At 41.4% G+C, this 16,262-nt stretch carries 13 protein-coding genes; 6 read left to right on the top strand and 7 right to left on the bottom strand.

Annotated elements, in window-relative coordinates; translation table 11 throughout:
• The 3 genes from BIZ38_RS18395 to erpA all read right to left on the bottom strand — a co-directional run.
• A partial coding sequence (locus tag BIZ38_RS18395; RefSeq protein ID WP_187490960.1) for an efflux RND transporter permease subunit occupies positions 1-1,087 on the bottom strand: 1,087 nt, incomplete at its 3' end.
• A 2-nt stretch (positions 1,088-1,089) separates the two neighbouring features.
• Positions 1,090-2,181 carry an efflux RND transporter periplasmic adaptor subunit gene (locus BIZ38_RS18390; RefSeq protein ID WP_262387626.1) on the bottom strand — a complete coding sequence of 364 codons (1,092 nt, stop codon included), beginning with the start codon at positions 2,179-2,181 and terminating at the stop codon, positions 1,090-1,092.
• 100 nt (positions 2,182-2,281) lie between these two features.
• Positions 2,282-2,620, bottom strand: a complete 339-nt coding sequence (gene erpA, locus BIZ38_RS18385; RefSeq protein ID WP_036966451.1) for an iron-sulfur cluster insertion protein ErpA — start codon at positions 2,618-2,620, stop codon at positions 2,282-2,284.
• A 179-nt stretch (positions 2,621-2,799) separates the two neighbouring features.
• Between erpA and BIZ38_RS18380 the strand changes: the two genes are divergently transcribed.
• The 6 genes from BIZ38_RS18380 to BIZ38_RS21985 all read left to right on the top strand — a co-directional run bounded on the left by BIZ38_RS18380 (position 2,800) and on the right by BIZ38_RS21985 (position 11,874).
• The gene (locus BIZ38_RS18380; protein WP_187490959.1) at positions 2,800-5,175 is read left to right on the top strand and encodes a diguanylate cyclase domain-containing protein; all 2,376 of its coding nucleotides are present in this window, start codon (positions 2,800-2,802) and stop codon (positions 5,173-5,175) included.
• 130 nt (positions 5,176-5,305) lie between these two features.
• Positions 5,306-6,988: a chloride channel protein gene (locus tag BIZ38_RS18375; RefSeq protein WP_138601775.1), complete on the top strand. Its 1,683-nt coding sequence runs from the start codon at positions 5,306-5,308 to the stop codon at positions 6,986-6,988.
• Positions 6,989-7,008: 20 nt separating this feature from the next.
• Complete coding sequence (locus BIZ38_RS18370; protein ID WP_054554266.1) at positions 7,009-7,443, top strand: CopD family protein; 435 nt, start codon at positions 7,009-7,011, stop codon at positions 7,441-7,443.
• 104 nt (positions 7,444-7,547) lie between these two features.
• Positions 7,548-8,564: an aspartate carbamoyltransferase gene (locus BIZ38_RS18365; protein WP_054554265.1), complete on the top strand. Its 1,017-nt coding sequence runs from the start codon at positions 7,548-7,550 to the stop codon at positions 8,562-8,564.
• Positions 8,565-8,636: 72 nt separating this feature from the next.
• Entirely contained in the window at positions 8,637-9,917 is a 1,281-nt protein-coding gene (gene hemL, locus BIZ38_RS18360; RefSeq protein ID WP_138601779.1) for a glutamate-1-semialdehyde 2,1-aminomutase, read from the top strand.
• A gap of 118 nt (positions 9,918-10,035) precedes the next feature.
• Positions 10,036-11,874 (top strand): methyl-accepting chemotaxis protein, encoded by a 1,839-nt coding sequence (locus BIZ38_RS21985; RefSeq protein ID WP_187490958.1) that lies wholly within the window; start codon positions 10,036-10,038, stop codon positions 11,872-11,874.
• Here BIZ38_RS21985 and mrcB read toward each other — a convergent pair.
• The 4 genes from mrcB to BIZ38_RS18335 all read right to left on the bottom strand — a co-directional run bounded on the left by mrcB (position 11,858) and on the right by BIZ38_RS18335 (position 16,173).
• A complete protein-coding gene (gene mrcB, locus BIZ38_RS18350; RefSeq protein ID WP_187490957.1) occupies positions 11,858-14,182 on the bottom strand; it encodes a penicillin-binding protein 1B in 2,325 nt (774 codons plus the stop codon). The two genes, BIZ38_RS21985 and mrcB, sit on opposite strands and share 17 nt — an antisense overlap.
• A 91-nt stretch (positions 14,183-14,273) precedes the next feature.
• A complete protein-coding gene (locus BIZ38_RS18345; protein WP_082401591.1) occupies positions 14,274-14,435 on the bottom strand; it encodes a YqaE/Pmp3 family membrane protein in 162 nt (53 codons plus the stop codon).
• Between the two features lie 160 nt (positions 14,436-14,595).
• Positions 14,596-15,825 carry an ammonium transporter gene (locus BIZ38_RS18340; RefSeq protein WP_054554261.1) on the bottom strand — a complete coding sequence of 410 codons (1,230 nt, stop codon included), beginning with the start codon at positions 15,823-15,825 and terminating at the stop codon, positions 14,596-14,598.
• A 9-nt stretch (positions 15,826-15,834) separates the two neighbouring features.
• Positions 15,835-16,173: a P-II family nitrogen regulator gene (locus BIZ38_RS18335; protein WP_054554260.1), complete on the bottom strand. Its 339-nt coding sequence runs from the start codon at positions 16,171-16,173 to the stop codon at positions 15,835-15,837.
• Between the last annotated feature and the right edge of the window lie 89 nt (positions 16,174-16,262).

Below are 16,262 nucleotides of genomic sequence, written 5' to 3'. Positions count from 1 at the left end.
CAATACCAAAAAAAAATGCCGTGCGCGACCAAAGTACCGCCACAATAACGATAACCACCAATAATACGGCAGACAGCACATTATTTTGCAGATCAGAAAGCATCATCTTTACGTCTTTTGACATGTCGCCGGTGTAATCAACGCGTATATGATCAGGCCATATTTTCTTGGCCTCATTGACCACTTGCTTCACTTGTTCGACCGTATCAATAATATTTTCACCAGCACGTTTTTTTACTTCCAGCGAAACCGCATGGCGGCCATTAATACGTGCGATTGAGGTTGGGTCTTTATACGCTCGACGAATTTTTGCTACGTCCATAAAACGTACCACCCTATCGCCAACGACTTTCACGGGTTGCTCCATGACATCCTGAATCGTCTCAAACACGGATGGGATTTTTACAGCAAAGCGTCCTTTACCAGTATCAAGTGTACCGGCAGCAACTAAGCGGTTGTTATTTGATAGCAGTTGAATGATGTCACTCGGTTCTAAGCCATAAGAAATCATCGCCAGTGGATCGACCTCAATTTCGACCATGTCCTCGCGATCACCACCTACATCAACTTCTAATACGCTAGAAATGCTTTCTAGTTCATCTTTAAGGTTACGAGCAAGGGTTAACAAACCTCGCTCTGGCGCATCACCGGATAAGGTTAATGTAATAGTCGGTTGCTCGTCTTCCATCAAAATTTCATGAACTTCTGGTTCTTCTGATTCAGAAGGCAGTTTCGCCTTAGCTAAGCTGACTTTATCTCGCACATCCGCTAAGGCTTCTTTGGGATCCATACCCGCGATAAATTCAAGGGTCACAGAGGCATGCCCTTCACTTGCCACCGCCGACATTTCTTTTACGCCTTCAATCGAGCGGAGCTCAATCTCCATTGGCCTAACTAATAGCCGCTCAGCATCTTCAGGGGAAATACCGTCATGAATAATCGACACATAGATAAAAGGAATGGTGACATCAGGATTCGCTTCTTTAGGGATGGTTTGATATGTCACCCAGCCCGAGATCAGCAACAAGATGAAAATAGATAAAACTGTACGCGTGTGAGTCAACGACGCTTCGATTAAGTTTTTCATACTTAGTTGCTCGTAGTTTCAGTAAACACTGGCTCAACTTTATCACCGGCACGCACAAAACCTTGACCAAGGGTAATGACATTCGCTTGTTCGCCTAAACCCCATAGCCAAACCCCCTGCTCGGTACTTTTAGCCAGATTCACCGATTTAAACTCAACAATATTATCGTCATTCACGACTTTTACGCCGATATTACCTTGATCATCAAGGGCCATAAAAGCCGGGCTTAATAACATTGCAGGCTCAGTTGGCAACTCAATATTTAGCTGAGTCGAAAAACCTGCTTTGTATTTCATTCCTGGGTTTTCAAACGCCGCTTCGATGCGAAATGTATTGGTGCTGTCATCAGCAACAGATGCAATATAACGAATACGACCAGGATAGGTTTTGTCATTTAAAACATGAGCAAAAGTAGCTTGCCCGACTTCTAAGCCTTGCACTTCTTTTTGAGTCGCATCGGCTCTAACAATTAACGGGTCTAAATCAGCGAGCTGTAAAATAGGGTCGCCTATGCCAACATAATCACCTATTTCGACTAAACGTTTGTTAATAACGCCATCAAAAGCAGCGCGTACTTCAGTGCGCTCTAGTTTTAATTCAAGGCTAACTAAGGTTGCTTTAGCCTGTTGCAACATAGCTTGCGCTTGCATGGTTAATACTTTGTTCTGTAAACCTTGCTGATTTAGCTTAAGGGCGCCTTCGTATTCAGTTTGATACTGTGCCACTAAGGCTTCTGCTGATGTAATTTGGGCGGCTAAATCAGACTTATCGAGGCGTAAAATAACCTGTTCTTGTTTTACAAACTGACCTTCTTCAACCAAGATTTCGAGTACTTGTCCTGCTTGCCTAGCGCTAATATTTGCGATTTTGTCAGGCTCTGATTTACCGTAAAAGGTCAGGTTTTTATTTATTTTCTTAGCAACTAATGACATCACCTGCACTTTAGGCAAGCGCTCTTGGGCTTGTTCTTTACTTTGCTGCGCGTTTTGATCTGCTTTGCTATCGCCGGATAGCATCCACAATATAATCACCAAAACAATGGCGATAGCTAAAATATAGGGTTTCTTTTCTATTGTTGTAGTTATATTTGGCAACGCAAAATTCCTTCTAATAATGCGTAAAATTTAGCAGAGGCAGGATATTATGAGAAGTTAAAGCAATAAAAAAGCCACATCAAGTGGCTTTCATAAATAATTAAACGCTGAAGCTGGCTCCGCAACCACAGGTTGTAGTTGCGTTCGGGTTATTCACAAAAAAGCGAGCCCCTTCAAGGCCTTCTGTGTAATCAACGGTACCATCAACTAGGTATTGAATACTCATAGGGTCAACAACTAGCGTTACACCATTTTTAACAATTTCTAAATCGCCAGGGTTAGCTTTTTCATCAAAAGTAAAACCATATTGGAAACCTGAGCAACCACCACCTGTAACGTATACACGTAGCTTTAGATCAGGATTTTCTTCTTCCTCGATTAACTGTTTAACGCGAACAGCTGCTGCATCGCTGAACTTGATTGGCAACTCATCTGACATACCAAAACCCTCAAAACCTATAATGGTCGCAATTATCTAATACCCGAGTATTTTAATCAAGTATCGCCTCCCATTGAAAATATTTTAGTATAGGATTGGCTAACATATTCGCATTGAACTAACATTTAATTGTAGTACTTTTTACCCATGTAAAAGTTATGCGATGAGGGACCATCACAGTGATAGATCATTTAAAGCTGCATTTCATTAGTCCAAGCTTAACTAGCTCGCAAACAATCCCTGCGCAGTACGATAGTTTACTCGTTTGCTTATCCGTACTTACTGCGGTCTTTGCTTCTTACATTTCATTTTTACTATCAGCAAAAATAAAAAGCTCTCAATTAAGAAATGAAAGCCTTGTATGGACTTTGTTAGCATCGTGCTTTTTAGGTATTGGTATCTGGGGTATGCATTTTGTAGGTATGCTCGCCTATAAACTTCCTATCGCTGTTGAATACAACATCACGGTCACTTTGATCTCTATTTTGCCAAGCGTTTTTGCAAGTTATATTGTTCTTTCCCCCACTATTGGGCGTGGCAAAGGGCTAGTTTTTCGAAGTGTACTTATGGGGGCTGGTATTGGTTGTATGCACTTTATTGGCATGATGGCAATGATGATGCCAGCCCACATGGCCTATGAACCTTGGTTATTTTCATTATCGATTTTAGTCGCAATTGTTCTTTCTGGCATTGCACTATGGATTAATGATTTTAGAAATGAGCGTGAGGTAAACCAAACACGTATAAACATTCTCGTTGCAGTCATTATGGGGAGTGCTATTTCAAGCATGCACTACATTGGTATGATTTCAATGACTGTATTTGAGACTGATTATACCATTTATACATCTGGCCATGATAACGCTGCGCTTGCAAAATTAATTATATCCGTCTTATTAGCCCTAAGTCTGTTCGTATTAGGAATTGTCGAACTTAGAGCACGAAGTTTACTATCAGCCAAACTTGAAGCCGTGCTGAATACAGTTCAAGATGTCGTTATTAGCTTTAATAATGTAGGAGTAATTGAATTCGCTAACCCAGCAGTTCTTCCTGTTTTTGGCTATGAACCAACCCACCTAATCGGTAAACATATCCACACTTTAATCCCAAAACAATCATCGCAGTTAGATGAGATATTCTGCGACCCACAGCAAAAAAAAGAAAACGTGAGTACAAATAAGAGCCGCCTATTAAAGGGGTTACGTAAAGATAAATGCTACTTTCCTATCACTCTCACAATTAGCTCCATTGGCAAAAAAGAAGCAGGCTCTTACGTTGCAACTATTAAAGACCTAAGCGACATTCAAAACCAAGAAGCGTTTACACAAACAATTTTCGATAACTTACCTATTATGCTGTTCGTAAAAGAGGCCGAGTATCTAACATTTAGCCATGTCAATAAAGCAGGTGAGCAACTTTTAGGTAAAACTAAAGAGCAACTCATTGGCTTAAATGACTTTGATATTTTTAGCGATGAGGACGCCGTGAATTTTATTCAAACAGATAGGGATGTACTAAAAAGTAACGAAACACTTTTTGTAACTGAGAAGCCTATGACCATAAATGGTCGAACGCATTATCTTCGAACCAGAAAGCTCGCAATTAGAGACGCTCAAGGAAAAGCTCGCTACTTACTGGATGTATCTGAAGATGTTACTGAATTAAAACAAGCAAAAACAGATCTTGAGAACTTACATCAACGGATGTCAATGGCTGCAGATGCAGCACACATTGGAATTTGGGAGTGGAACTTTGAAACCAATGAATTAATCTGGGATGACTGGATGCATACCTTGTTCGAAATTCCAAAAACATCTTTTAAAGGCAATTACTCAACATGGGCGAGCACCTTACACCCAGATGATTATGAGGACGTTACAAATAAGCTCAAGCTTTCGATACTAAACAATGAAGAATTTCATGCTGAGTTTCGTATCGTTTTATCTTCTGGCAGAACTCGCTATATCAATGCCGACGGAAGAATCTACGGAAAACGGATGATCGGCGTCAATTTTGATATTACCAAGCGGGTTTTGGCTGAGCAACAGATACGAATGTTGGCACAAACAGATCATCTTACCGGTCTTGCAAATAGAAGCGCTTTAAGTAAGTTTATTAATCATGAGTTTGACCGTGTTGAACGCACAGGTGGTAAGGTTGGTTGTTTATACTTTGACCTTGACAAATTTAAGCCCATCAATGACACCCATGGTCATTTAGTTGGTGATTTCGTGCTTGTTGAAATTGCTAAACGGTTACTTGAAACAGCCCGAAAAACAGATTGTGTTGCACGCATTGGGGGTGATGAATTTGTCATAGTCATTACTGATATAGAAAATCAAAATCAGATTGAGCGAGCTCTAACACGTTTTATTAACTCAATATCAACGCCAATTGCATCTGAGGTGGGTTATTTAAATGTAGGCGCAAGTGTTGGTTATGCTTTATATCCTGATGATGCAAAATCACTTGACGACTTATTAAATAAAGCTGATGAGCGCATGTACAAGCAAAAACATAACTCACCTATGACAGTGATAAGTATGCAACCATAACCTTGGCTCAGTCATTAAACATTATAATCTGCTCGATTTTCCCAAAAAGAAGATAAAAATATAAAATGCCAACGACTTAGTGAGTTTGATTTGGTAAACTGCGGCTCAAAAGTGCTGTGAGGAAATATGCGTGTGGCTTGAGAGACTAAGACGTCGACTAGCAAAGCCTAAAACATCTGTGCAATTGTGCTTACTTGGTGTGAGTGCAGGGTTAATTGCGGCAGTGCTGATCATATTCTTTCGCCTTACAATCATGTTTTTCCAAAGCTTATTCTTAGAAAAGCCTGATGACTTTTCTACGCTTCCTACTCTTGAACGTGTTTTATTACCAGTCGGCGCAGCCTTATTAATTGCCCTTTTTGCAGCTTCAACTGGATTTAAACATTATCGACTTGGTATTCCATTTGTCATTCATCGAATAAAAAAATACTACGGTCATATGCCACTCTATAACACGGTTAACCAATTTGTTGGTGGTGCTTTAGCCTTGATCAGTGGTTTTTCGGTGGGCCGAGAAGGCCCGTCAGTGCATATGGGTGCAACAGGTGCCAGTTTACTGGCCGATAAACTACACCTTCCACACAATGCAATGCGTACCCTCACCGGTTGTGGCGTTGCAGCCGGAATTGCAGCCTCATTTAACACCCCACTTGCAGCCGTTATCTTTGTTATGGAGGTGGTGCTTAGGGAATATAAAGTGCATATTTTTGTGCCCATTATGCTCGCTGCGGTTACTGGTGCTTTAGCCACTCAGTTTGTATTTGGTGATGCTTCAGAGCTTGCGCTTATCACCATGAACCCATTGAGTGGCTGGCATTACCCATTTTTAATCATTTTTGGTATGGCACTAGGGGCTGTTGCCTATGCGTTTAACCAAAACTTGATGCTTATAATCCGCACTTTTAAACCGCTTAGCATGTTTCCTCGCCTATTACTGGCAGGGTTAATTGCAGGGTTAATTGCTTATATGGTTCCTCATGCAATGGGTTCAGGTATGAGCGCCATCACTATTGCTATTGAATCACCAGATGATGTGCAGTTTTTAACAACCATCTTGATTGCCAAATTACTCGCCACCTTATTTGCCATTGGTTTAGGTATTCCAGGTGGGATCATCGGCCCTGTTATTGGGCTTGGGGTATTAATGGGCACCTTAATGGCCTTCTTTGCGCAGTTTATTAGCCCAGGAGTAGATATCACAGGTACCTACAGCATGCTTGGCATGGCTGGGTTATTGGCCGCTACATTACACGCACCACTTGCTGCACTCACTACGGTTATGGAGTTAACCTCAAGCCCCGAGATCATTGTGCCAGCCATGTTGGTGATCTCAACGGCTTATGTCACAGCATTACAGTTTTTTGGTAACCGCTCTATTTTTATGCAGCAACTTGACTTCCAAGGGCTTGAGTATCAAATATCGCCTGCCACAGAAGCATTACAAAAAGTAGGCGTGATGGATGAAATGGATGAGCAGTTCAAACTGCTTTACAGTGACGACAAACAACAAATTAAAGAATCGCTCGATGCCCTTGATAGCCAAACCCCGCTGATTGTTCATGATGAAGAGAATGGCTATCGTCTTGCTGAATATGATTTAAGTTTGATGTCTGACCAAGAAAGTAACATCAAATATGTCAGCCTTGCCGGCCTTAGTAGCCAAGCAACATTAGCCGATGCTTTTGACTTACTAAAAGATAAACGCAGCGGTGCGGTGTATATTTACAACCTACTTGATAACCAACAGATTATGGGCCTTTTGCGTTGGGACCAAATCAGACATATTCTTACCATACGCAATAGTTTGTTATAACAATTAAAATGGATGCTTAAATGACTGCGCTATTAGTTTATAAAACCTTCCACGTATTTTTTATGATTGCTTGGTTTGCCGGTATTTTTTACCTGCCACGTCTTTTTGTTTACCACGCAATGAGTGAAGAAAAAGCCTGTAACTCAATGCTGAAAGTAATGGAACGCCGCTTACTGTTTTTTGTGACGCCGTTTGCCGTTTTAACATTGGTATTTGGCTTACTGACCATTTTTGAATATGGTCGTGATTGGTTTAGATACAGCATGTGGCTGCACTACAAACTGGTGTTAGTAATTATCCTTTATATATATCATGGCTATTGCTTTAAATTACTGGCTGACTTTAAGCATGATCGCAATACTCGTAGCGATCGCTTTTACCGTATTTTTAATGAAGTTCCGGTACTCATCCTTTTAGCTATAGTGGCACTGGCAATTATTAAACCTAACTTATAATTTGCTGCTGTGAACGTTAAAAATTTGCTATAGTACTGCGCAAATTTATGCGGCCTCCCATACCGAGTGCCAGCGCCCTATAAATATGATTAGGAACAAACCCCATGCTAAGTTTCCAAGGTGAAAATATCCTGTCGGTCAATCAGCTTGATCGAGATTGTATTGAACGTATTTTTGCAGTTGCTAAGAAAATGGAGCCTTATGCTAAAAAGCAAAAGCGCACCAATGTTTTAGAGGGCGCAATTTTAGCGAACTTGTTCTTTGAACCAAGCACGCGTACTCGCGTAAGTTTTGGTACAGCATTTAACTTACTAGGTGGTTTGGTTCGTGAAACAACGGGTATGCAAAGCTCGGCGCTTGCAAAAGGTGAATCTTTGTATGATACCGCTCGCGTTATCTCAGCGTATGCAGATGCAGTCGCAATGCGCCACCCTGACGCAGGATCTGTTGCTGAGTTTGCCACTGGGTGTGACGTGCCAGTGATTAATGGCGGTGACGGCCCAAATGAGCACCCAACACAAGCCCTACTGGACTTACTAACAATTGAGCGTGAACTAGGTCGCTTCAACCAAAGCATCGACGGTATGCACATTGCCCTAGTAGGTGATTTAAAATATGGCCGTACTGTGCACTCTTTATCTAAATTACTTTGTCATTATAAAGACGTTAAGTTCTCTATGGTGGCACCTGATGGCTTACAAATGCCAGACTACATTTTAGATGCTGTAGATAACGCAGGTCATAAAATTCAAGTAGTCGATAAGATGGAAGGCAACTTGGCGGCCGATATTGTGTATCAAACCCGTATCCAAGAAGAACGCTTCCCTTCACAAGAAGAAGCTAACAAATACCGTGGTGGTTTCCGTATCAGCCAAGCAATTTACAACGCACACTGTAAGCCAAACTCAGTATTGATGCACCCACTCCCTCGTGACAGCCGTTTAGAGGCAAACGAGCTAGATAACGATTTAAATAGCAACGACAACCTAGCAATTTTCCGCCAAGTGCAAAATGGCGTGTTAATTCGCATGGCGTTGTTTGCTCTAACCTTAGATGTTGCCGACAAAGTTGAGCAATATGAAGTCGACGTGCCTTGGTTTAGCCGTAAACGTAATAGCTAACTTGCTTCGTTTTGGGCTCTTTGAGCCCTCGCAAACCAACTCATTTAACGTGACAACCCAATAGGACTATTCATGACAATTAGCCAAGATCTTTTTAATCGCGCGCAAGAATCAATCCCAGGCGGTGTTAACTCACCAGTTCGTGCCTTCAATGGCGTTGGCGGTACTCCTTTATTCATCACTAAAGCTGAAGGCCCTTTTACCTTTGATGCTGATGGTAACCGTTATATCGATTACGTTGGTTCATGGGGACCCATGATCATGGGCCATAACCACCCAGCTATTAAGCAAGCGGTATTAGAAGCCGTAGAAAATGGCTTAAGCTATGGTGCGCCAACCGAAACTGAAATCTTAATGGCCGAAAAAGTAAAAGAGCTAGTACCATCAATCGAAAAAGTACGTATGGTAAGCTCAGGTACTGAGGCAACAATGAGTGCAATTCGCTTAGCACGTGGTTTCACTGGCCGTGACAAAATCTTAAAGTTTGAAGGCTGTTACCACGGTCATGCAGACTCACTACTAGTAAAAGCAGGCTCAGGCGCACTGACTATGGGTGTACCAAACTCACCAGGTATTCCTGAAGACTTTGCTAAGCACACATTAACTGTGTCGTTTAATAACCTTGATGAAGTAAAAGCAATTTTCGCAAAATATGCTGACGACATCGCTTGTATCATCGTTGAGCCAGTTGCTGGCAACATGAACTGTATTCCACCTGTACCAGGCTTCTTAGAAGGTCTGCGTGAGGTGTGTGATGAATACAAATCTGTGCTTATTTTTGATGAAGTAATGACAGGTTTCCGTGTTGCTTTAGGTGGCGCACAAGCTTACTACAACATCAAACCAGACCTAACCTGTTTAGGTAAAGTGATCGGTGGCGGTATGCCTGTGGGTGCATTTGGCGGTAAGAAAGAAATCATGGATTACATCGCACCTGTTGGTCCAGTTTATCAAGCGGGCACATTATCAGGTAACCCAATTGCCATGGCTGCCGGTTTAAAATCTTTAGAACTTTTAAGTGCTGACGGCCTGCACGACGAGCTTGAAGCAAAGAGCAAAGCAATTTGTGAAGGCTTTGAAGCCGCTGCGAAAAAAGCAGGTATTGCACTTACAACAAACTACGCAGGTGGTATGTACGGTTTCTTCTTTACTGATAAAGAAAAAGTAACTAGCTACCAACAAGCGACTGAGTGTGATTTAGAACGCTTCAAAAAGTTCTTCCACTTAATGCTAGAAGAAGGTGTTTATCTCGCTCCTTCGGCGTTTGAAGCAGGCTTTGTGTGCGCTGAACACTCTGAAAAAGAGATCAACGACACCATTGCAGCCGCAGAGCGCGCATTCGCGAAGCTGTAAAAAGCTATTATTTTGAAAAAGCCCTCACATGAAAGTGTGAGGGCTTTTTTTATTTGAATGAAAATATCTTATTTTTCGGTCTATTCTTTTTATACTAGTATTGTTTAGCGAGAAAACTGTGAATAGACTCATAACACCTGCTGTTAATTTAATGGCACAACTTAAGTACAAACATAAAATTACTTTATTGTTTAGTTTATTAGTTTTTCCTCTGTGTCTGAGCTTATTTTTTCTAATAAGTCTGTTAAATGAAAATATCCAAGTTTCAAAACAACAATACAAAGGCATCAGTAGTTACCGCTTGCTGTTATCGTATCTTGTCGATAACAAGCAACAAGCCATGCTGAATTCCGCCCAAACTTTAGGTTATGCTCACAATGCATCGAGTGAAGAAAACATACTTGAAACAGTATCAATTGAGTCGCAATTAGCTGTTAGTCAAAACCTCACTATTAATTACTTAAATCGTACTTTAGTCACCCATTTGCCTAACTTGATTTACCATCTTAATAGCACCTACCAAAGTGCTGAAAAAGTATTAAATCAAGGTAAGTTTACGCCAGAAAGCTTTATTGCTTTATCAAACCAAATTAAAGCGATGCCCCAGTTATCTGGGCAATTTAAAGATGCGTTATCCATCGCCTTCCAACAAGACCATAAAATAAAAGAGCAACTATCTCCAAGTGCTGAAACATTACTAGAAAACATATCTCAGTTCTCGCAACAAGTTAACCAAAGGCTGTTGGAGCCTGATACGATAGAATTAAGCAAAGCACAATTTTTGAGCCTTAAAGCGAATCTAAACCAAAGTATAGATGAGTACATTGCTGACACTGAGCCTGCCCTTACGAGTATCATTAGTTATAAGCTAAACAATGAACAATTCATTTTGTACCTTGTTATCGCTGCTGCTCTATTATCTTTAATAATAGCCAGTTACTTGATGCTTGGATTTTATCGTTTAGTAGTTGATACGCTAAAGCTTTTTTCAGAAACCGCTAACAGTGCCGCGCAAGGTAATATCTCTGCGCGTTTAAAGTTAACAGGTAAAGATGAGTTAACCTCAATAGGAAAAGAATTTAATCATGTATTGGCATCATTTTCTTTGATGGTAAATGAAGTCAAGCACACTACGAACAGTGTAATAACAACCACAGATACAGTGACGAGTCACTCTGAAAAAACCAGTCAAGATGTACAAGTTCAGCAACAAAGTGTGTCAACTATTAGCCAAGCTTTATCAGAAATGAGCCAAGCTGCCGAACATGTCGAGGTGTCTGCCTCTCAAGCCGTTGATTTAGCTTCATCTGCAGCCAAAAAAGTACAAAAAGGTGCTGATGAAAGCGCACATTTAGCCACGCACATGAGTCATTTACAACAAGAGTTCAACGAGGGTCTTGCTGCCTTAGAGTTACTTGCTAAAGACAGCCAAGCGATTAGTAGCGTGAGTAATGGTATAAATGAAATTGCCGAGCAAACCAACCTACTAGCTTTGAATGCTGCGATTGAAGCAGCTAGAGCTGGTGAACAAGGCCGAGGCTTTGCGGTTGTTGCAGATGAAGTAAGAACTCTTGCAAAACGCACTCAACAACAAACGCATGAGATCCACCAGATTATTAATTCACTTCAATCCGCAACAAAGCTAACACAAGATAAAATGCAAGCAAGCGTAGAGAAGATGGAACAAGGTTCACAAAGTGCAGAGCACACTAAAAATAATTTATTAGCTGTCGCAGCATCAATGTCTGATATTGGCATGCAAGGAAAGCAAATAGCAGTTCAAGTCAATCAGCAAGGCACTGCAATTCAAAACGCTTTACACCACGCTGAAGATGTCAGTGAACTTGCCAGAGACACAGAGAAAAGCGCACTTATGGCAATGAATAGCGTACAAAATTTAGCTCAACTCTGTGTTGAGCTAAATGATTCAATGGCCAAGTTTAGCGCTGACAATTAGGTCTAGGCTCAAACTCGCTTGCACGTATGGGTAGCTGCACCACTTTGCCGCAACCCGGAGGCGCTTGCAGACCAGTTTCTTCATTAATAAAGGCCCAACGGATTGATGCAGGACGAGTATCCGCTATGGCTTCAGGGTTGAGTGGTTTAAGGTAGCGAATGTAGGCCTCTAGTGCGCCAACACTGCCTGTCAGACCCGTGCTCTTGTTATCGTCGCGACCAATCCATGCAACAGTAACGGTGTTTTGATCAAAACCAGCAAACCAGCTATCGCGTAAATCATTACTAGTGCCTGTTTTACCAGCAAGCTGAATTGATGGGAAATGTGCATTTAGGCGTTTAGCCGTGCCATCTTTAGTCACGCGCTTCATTGCATATTTCGTCATGTAGATTGATGCGTCATCAAAGCGTTTTTGTGAGCTGACATCATGCTTGTAAAGCACTTTACCTACTGAGTCTGTAAGGGCTGAGATAGACGTTAATTCACGGTACTGACCATCAGCAGCAAGCGTTGTATAAAGCTGCGCTACTTCAAAACTAGAAAGCTCAAGTGCACCTAAAAGTAACGACGGATATTGATCAATACGCCCTTCTACACCTAAACGCTTCAAGGTATCAGCGACTTTATCTACACCGACATCAAGACCCGTGTTAACGGCTGGGATATTAATACTGTTACTAAATGCTTTATAAAGAGGCATAGGGCCGCGGAACTGCTTGTCGAAGTTCTCAGGTTGCCACACTTTACCCTGCTCATTAGTCACTTGCAGCGGTGAGTCATCCACCAACGTGGCAACATTAAACTGACCACTTTCAAATGCCGATAAATAAACTGCTGGCTTAACTAATGAGCCAATATTACGTTTGGTATCAAGCACACGGTTAAAACCAAAATAACGTACGTCACGACCTGCAACTAGCGCCGACACTCCACCTTTTTCGACATTAACAGAAATCATCGCTGCCTCAAGCTCTTCTGTTTTAGGGCGTCTTTCTAGATAAGGAAGACTTGCCTCAACCGACTCTTCCATGGCCGTTTGCTTTTGTAAGTCAAAATAAGTGAATACACGCACCCCAGCATCTAACACCTGCTGATCAGGTAGTAGGCGCTTTAATTCTCGGTTAACTAATTCTAAGTAACCCGGATACGACTTTTGCAAGCTGTCTTTCATTGGTGCAATATCAATAGGGCGCTTTAATGCTGCACGATATTCACGGGTATCAATTAGCTTGTTTTCAACCATTAAGCGCAGCACTAAATCACGGCGCTCCATTGCGCGCTCACTATAACGACGTGGGTTGTAATACGATGGACCTTTCACCATAGCCACTAAAAGCGCGATTTGGTCGTATTCAAGCTCATCCACAGGCTTTGAAAAATAAAACTCAGCGGCAAGGCCCATACCATGCACGCCTTGATTATAAGACTGACCTAAATACACCTCATTCAGGTAGGCTTCTAATATTTCATCTTTGCTGTAGCGGTAATCTAATATCAAGGCAATAAGCGCTTCATTAAACTTACGCACCAGTGAACGCTCACGGGTAAGGTATATATTCTTTGCTAATTGCTGGGTTAAAGTACTGCCCCCTTGCACTGTACGTCCGGCTTTAATATTGCTGTATAAAGCGCGCATAATTGACCACACAGATACGCCATGGTGTTGATAGAAATTGCGATCTTCAACCACCAGCAAGGTATCTTTTAGCATCGGCGGAAATTTATCTAGCGGCACAAACTCGCGATCTTGTTTTGAATCATTACCAATGCGAGCTATTTGAACCGGCTCTAATCGAGCATTGTTTAAACGGCGGCCAAACTTATCTTTGATAGTTGCTAATTTCTGCCCTGAAAAACGCAGCTCAATAACGTGTGCATCTTCAAGGCCATCATAAAACTCAAACTCGCGACGGTACACTTTAATACTGTTTGCTGATTTAACATACTGACCTGTACGGCTTAGTTTATTCACAGATGAGTAATTTAAACGGTTTAACTCCCAAATAACCTCTTGCTGAGACAAATACTGTCCGGGATAAAAGCTCATTGCGCGGGCATATACTTGTGCAGGTAACTGCCATTTATTGCCTTCAAATTGGCGAGTGATTTTTGCATCTAAATAAATTAGATACAGCACCATGGCAACTATTACTGCGAGTGAAAGCTTCCAAAAAATTGACCAAAGTTTTCTAAATAAACTTGTTTTAGCAGGCACTTGAGATGTGCGTGAGCGCTTAGTAGTAGTTTTTTTTGATGCCGCCTTCGGTTTGCTAGACGACTTTTTTGCAGGAGTTTTTTTATCAGCCATTGAGTTCGCTATTGGTCAGTTAATTTTACAGGATTAAGCCCTAAACAGCGCAATATTAACACCTGTAAAATTAACAGTCACTTAAACTCGACTAGCGTGTACACAACCAAAGAGAGTGGATCACTGCAGGTATAAAAAAGATAAAACATAAAATAATGTTAATTACTAAGTCTTTACCAGCACCCGCTTTCAAAAATACCGCTACAGGCGGTAAAAACAGCGAAATAATTATAAGCAAGAGTTTGTTATCCATCGTTTTTCCTTATTAATTCGGAATTAAAAGCATAGTCAAAAAACGACTATTTCGCCTATCAGAAAAGACTTATTTAAACGCAAAAAAGCCCTACCTAAGTAGAGCTTCGATTTGAACACACAATGATATTTTTATGTGCGTGCTATTGCACGCACTAAGATTAGTTACTGCGAACTGAAACAAACTCAGGGTAAGCATCAATACCACAGTCATGTTGATCCATACCGTTTAGTTCTTCTTCTTCGGTAACACGGATACCCATGGTATTTTTCAGGATTGCCCATACGATTGATGACGCGATGAATACAAATCCTAAGATACATACTAAGCCAATTAATTGATTAACAAAGGTTGCATCAGAGTTTGAAAGTGGCACTAGCATAATACCTAATGCACCACACACACCGTGTACAGAGATAGCACCTACAGGGTCGTCGATTTTCGCTTTATCAAGTGCAACGATGCTAAATACAACCAGTGAGCCACCTAATAGACCAAGTAAACAAGCAAGTAATGGTGTTGGTGATGCTGGCTCAGCAGTAATAGTTACTAGACCTGCTAATGCACCATTTAGAACCATTGTTAAGTCAGCTTTACCCCATAACACTTTACATACAAATAGTGCTGCGATTGCGCCACACGCTGCTGCTGCGTTAGTGTTTAAAAAGATTTTGCCAACTGCTGTTGCGTTTTCAGCATCAGAAACAAGTAGTTGCGAACCACCGTTGAAGCCGAACCAACCCATCCAAAGAATTAATGTACCCAATGTTGCTAACGGTAAGTTAGAACCAGGAATTGGGTAGATTTCACCATTTTTACCGTATTTACCTTTACGCGCACCTAAGAAAAGCACACCTGCTAGCGCTGCCGCAGCACCTGCACCGTGAACGATTGCAGAACCAGCGAAGTCAACAAAGCCCATTTCTGATAAAAAGCCCGCGCCCCAAGTCCAGTAACCTTCGATTGGGTAGATGAAACCGGTTAAAATAACAGTAAAAATTAAGAATGCCCATAACTTCATACGCTCAGCAACCGCGCCAGATACGATTGACATAGCTGTTGCTACAAACACAACTTGGAAGAAGAAATCAGACTCTAAAGAGTGATCAGCATCAGCAGCTTGCGTGCCGATTAATGCGCCAAATGAAGGGATGAAACCACCTTCTGCGTTATCAACATACATGATGTTGTAACCCACTAATAAAAACATAGTGCAAGCAATAGAAAATAGTGCAACGTTTTTAGTTAGAATTTCTGTAGTATTTTTTGCACGAACTAAACCTGCTTCAAGCATAGCGAAACCAGCCGCCATCCACATTACTAAAACACCCGACATCAAAAAGTAAAAAGTGTCGAGTGAGAACTTCAACTCTACGATAGTGTTTTCCATAATTCCCCCTTAAATTGCTTCTTCATCAAGTTCGCCCGTACGGATACGAACGATTTGGTCTAAGTCGTAAACAAAAATTTTGCCGTCACCAATTTTGCCTGTTGAAGCAATTTTTGTGATGGTTTCAACAACGCGTTGACAATTTTCGCTACGAGTTGCAATTTCAAGTTTGATCTTTGGAATAAAATCGACTTGGTATTCAGCTCCACGATATAGCTCAGTATGACCACGTTGACGGCCAAAGCCTTTAACGTCGACAACTGTCATCCCCTCAATGCCTAAATCAGCCAATGCTTCACGCACATCATCAAGTTTGAATGGCTTTATTATTGCACTAATCATTTTCATAGTGGCCCCCTTCGGACGCTTATTGTTATCCTGTTGACTTATACAATCCAACCTTTATGCCACTATTTTTTATTTAATCCTTTCAACAA

The sequence above is a fragment of the Pseudoalteromonas sp. BZK2 genome (assembly GCF_014349195.1).
In the GTDB taxonomy this organism is placed as follows: Bacteria; Pseudomonadota; Gammaproteobacteria; order Enterobacterales; family Alteromonadaceae; genus Pseudoalteromonas; species Pseudoalteromonas simplex.
Note: the sequence above shows the minus strand (reverse complement) of the source record. Positions and strands in the feature narration are given on the sequence as shown.

Coding starts and splice junctions, on each gene's coding strand:
- BIZ38_RS18335 (WP_054554260.1), bottom strand. CDS start 16,173: ATGAAAATGATTAGTGCAATAATAAAGCCATTCAAACTTGATGATGTG.
- BIZ38_RS18345 (WP_082401591.1), bottom strand. CDS start 14,435: ATGGATAACAAACTCTTGCTTATAATTATTTCGCTGTTTTTACCGCCT.
- hemL (WP_138601779.1), top strand. CDS start 8,637: ATGACAATTAGCCAAGATCTTTTTAATCGCGCGCAAGAATCAATCCCA.
- BIZ38_RS18340 (WP_054554261.1), bottom strand. CDS start 15,825: ATGGAAAACACTATCGTAGAGTTGAAGTTCTCACTCGACACTTTTTAC.
- erpA (WP_036966451.1), bottom strand. CDS start 2,620: ATGTCAGATGAGTTGCCAATCAAGTTCAGCGATGCAGCAGCTGTTCGC.
- BIZ38_RS18365 (WP_054554265.1), top strand. CDS start 7,548: ATGCTAAGTTTCCAAGGTGAAAATATCCTGTCGGTCAATCAGCTTGAT.
- mrcB (WP_187490957.1), bottom strand. CDS start 14,182: ATGGCTGATAAAAAAACTCCTGCAAAAAAGTCGTCTAGCAAACCGAAG.
- BIZ38_RS18370 (WP_054554266.1), top strand. CDS start 7,009: ATGACTGCGCTATTAGTTTATAAAACCTTCCACGTATTTTTTATGATT.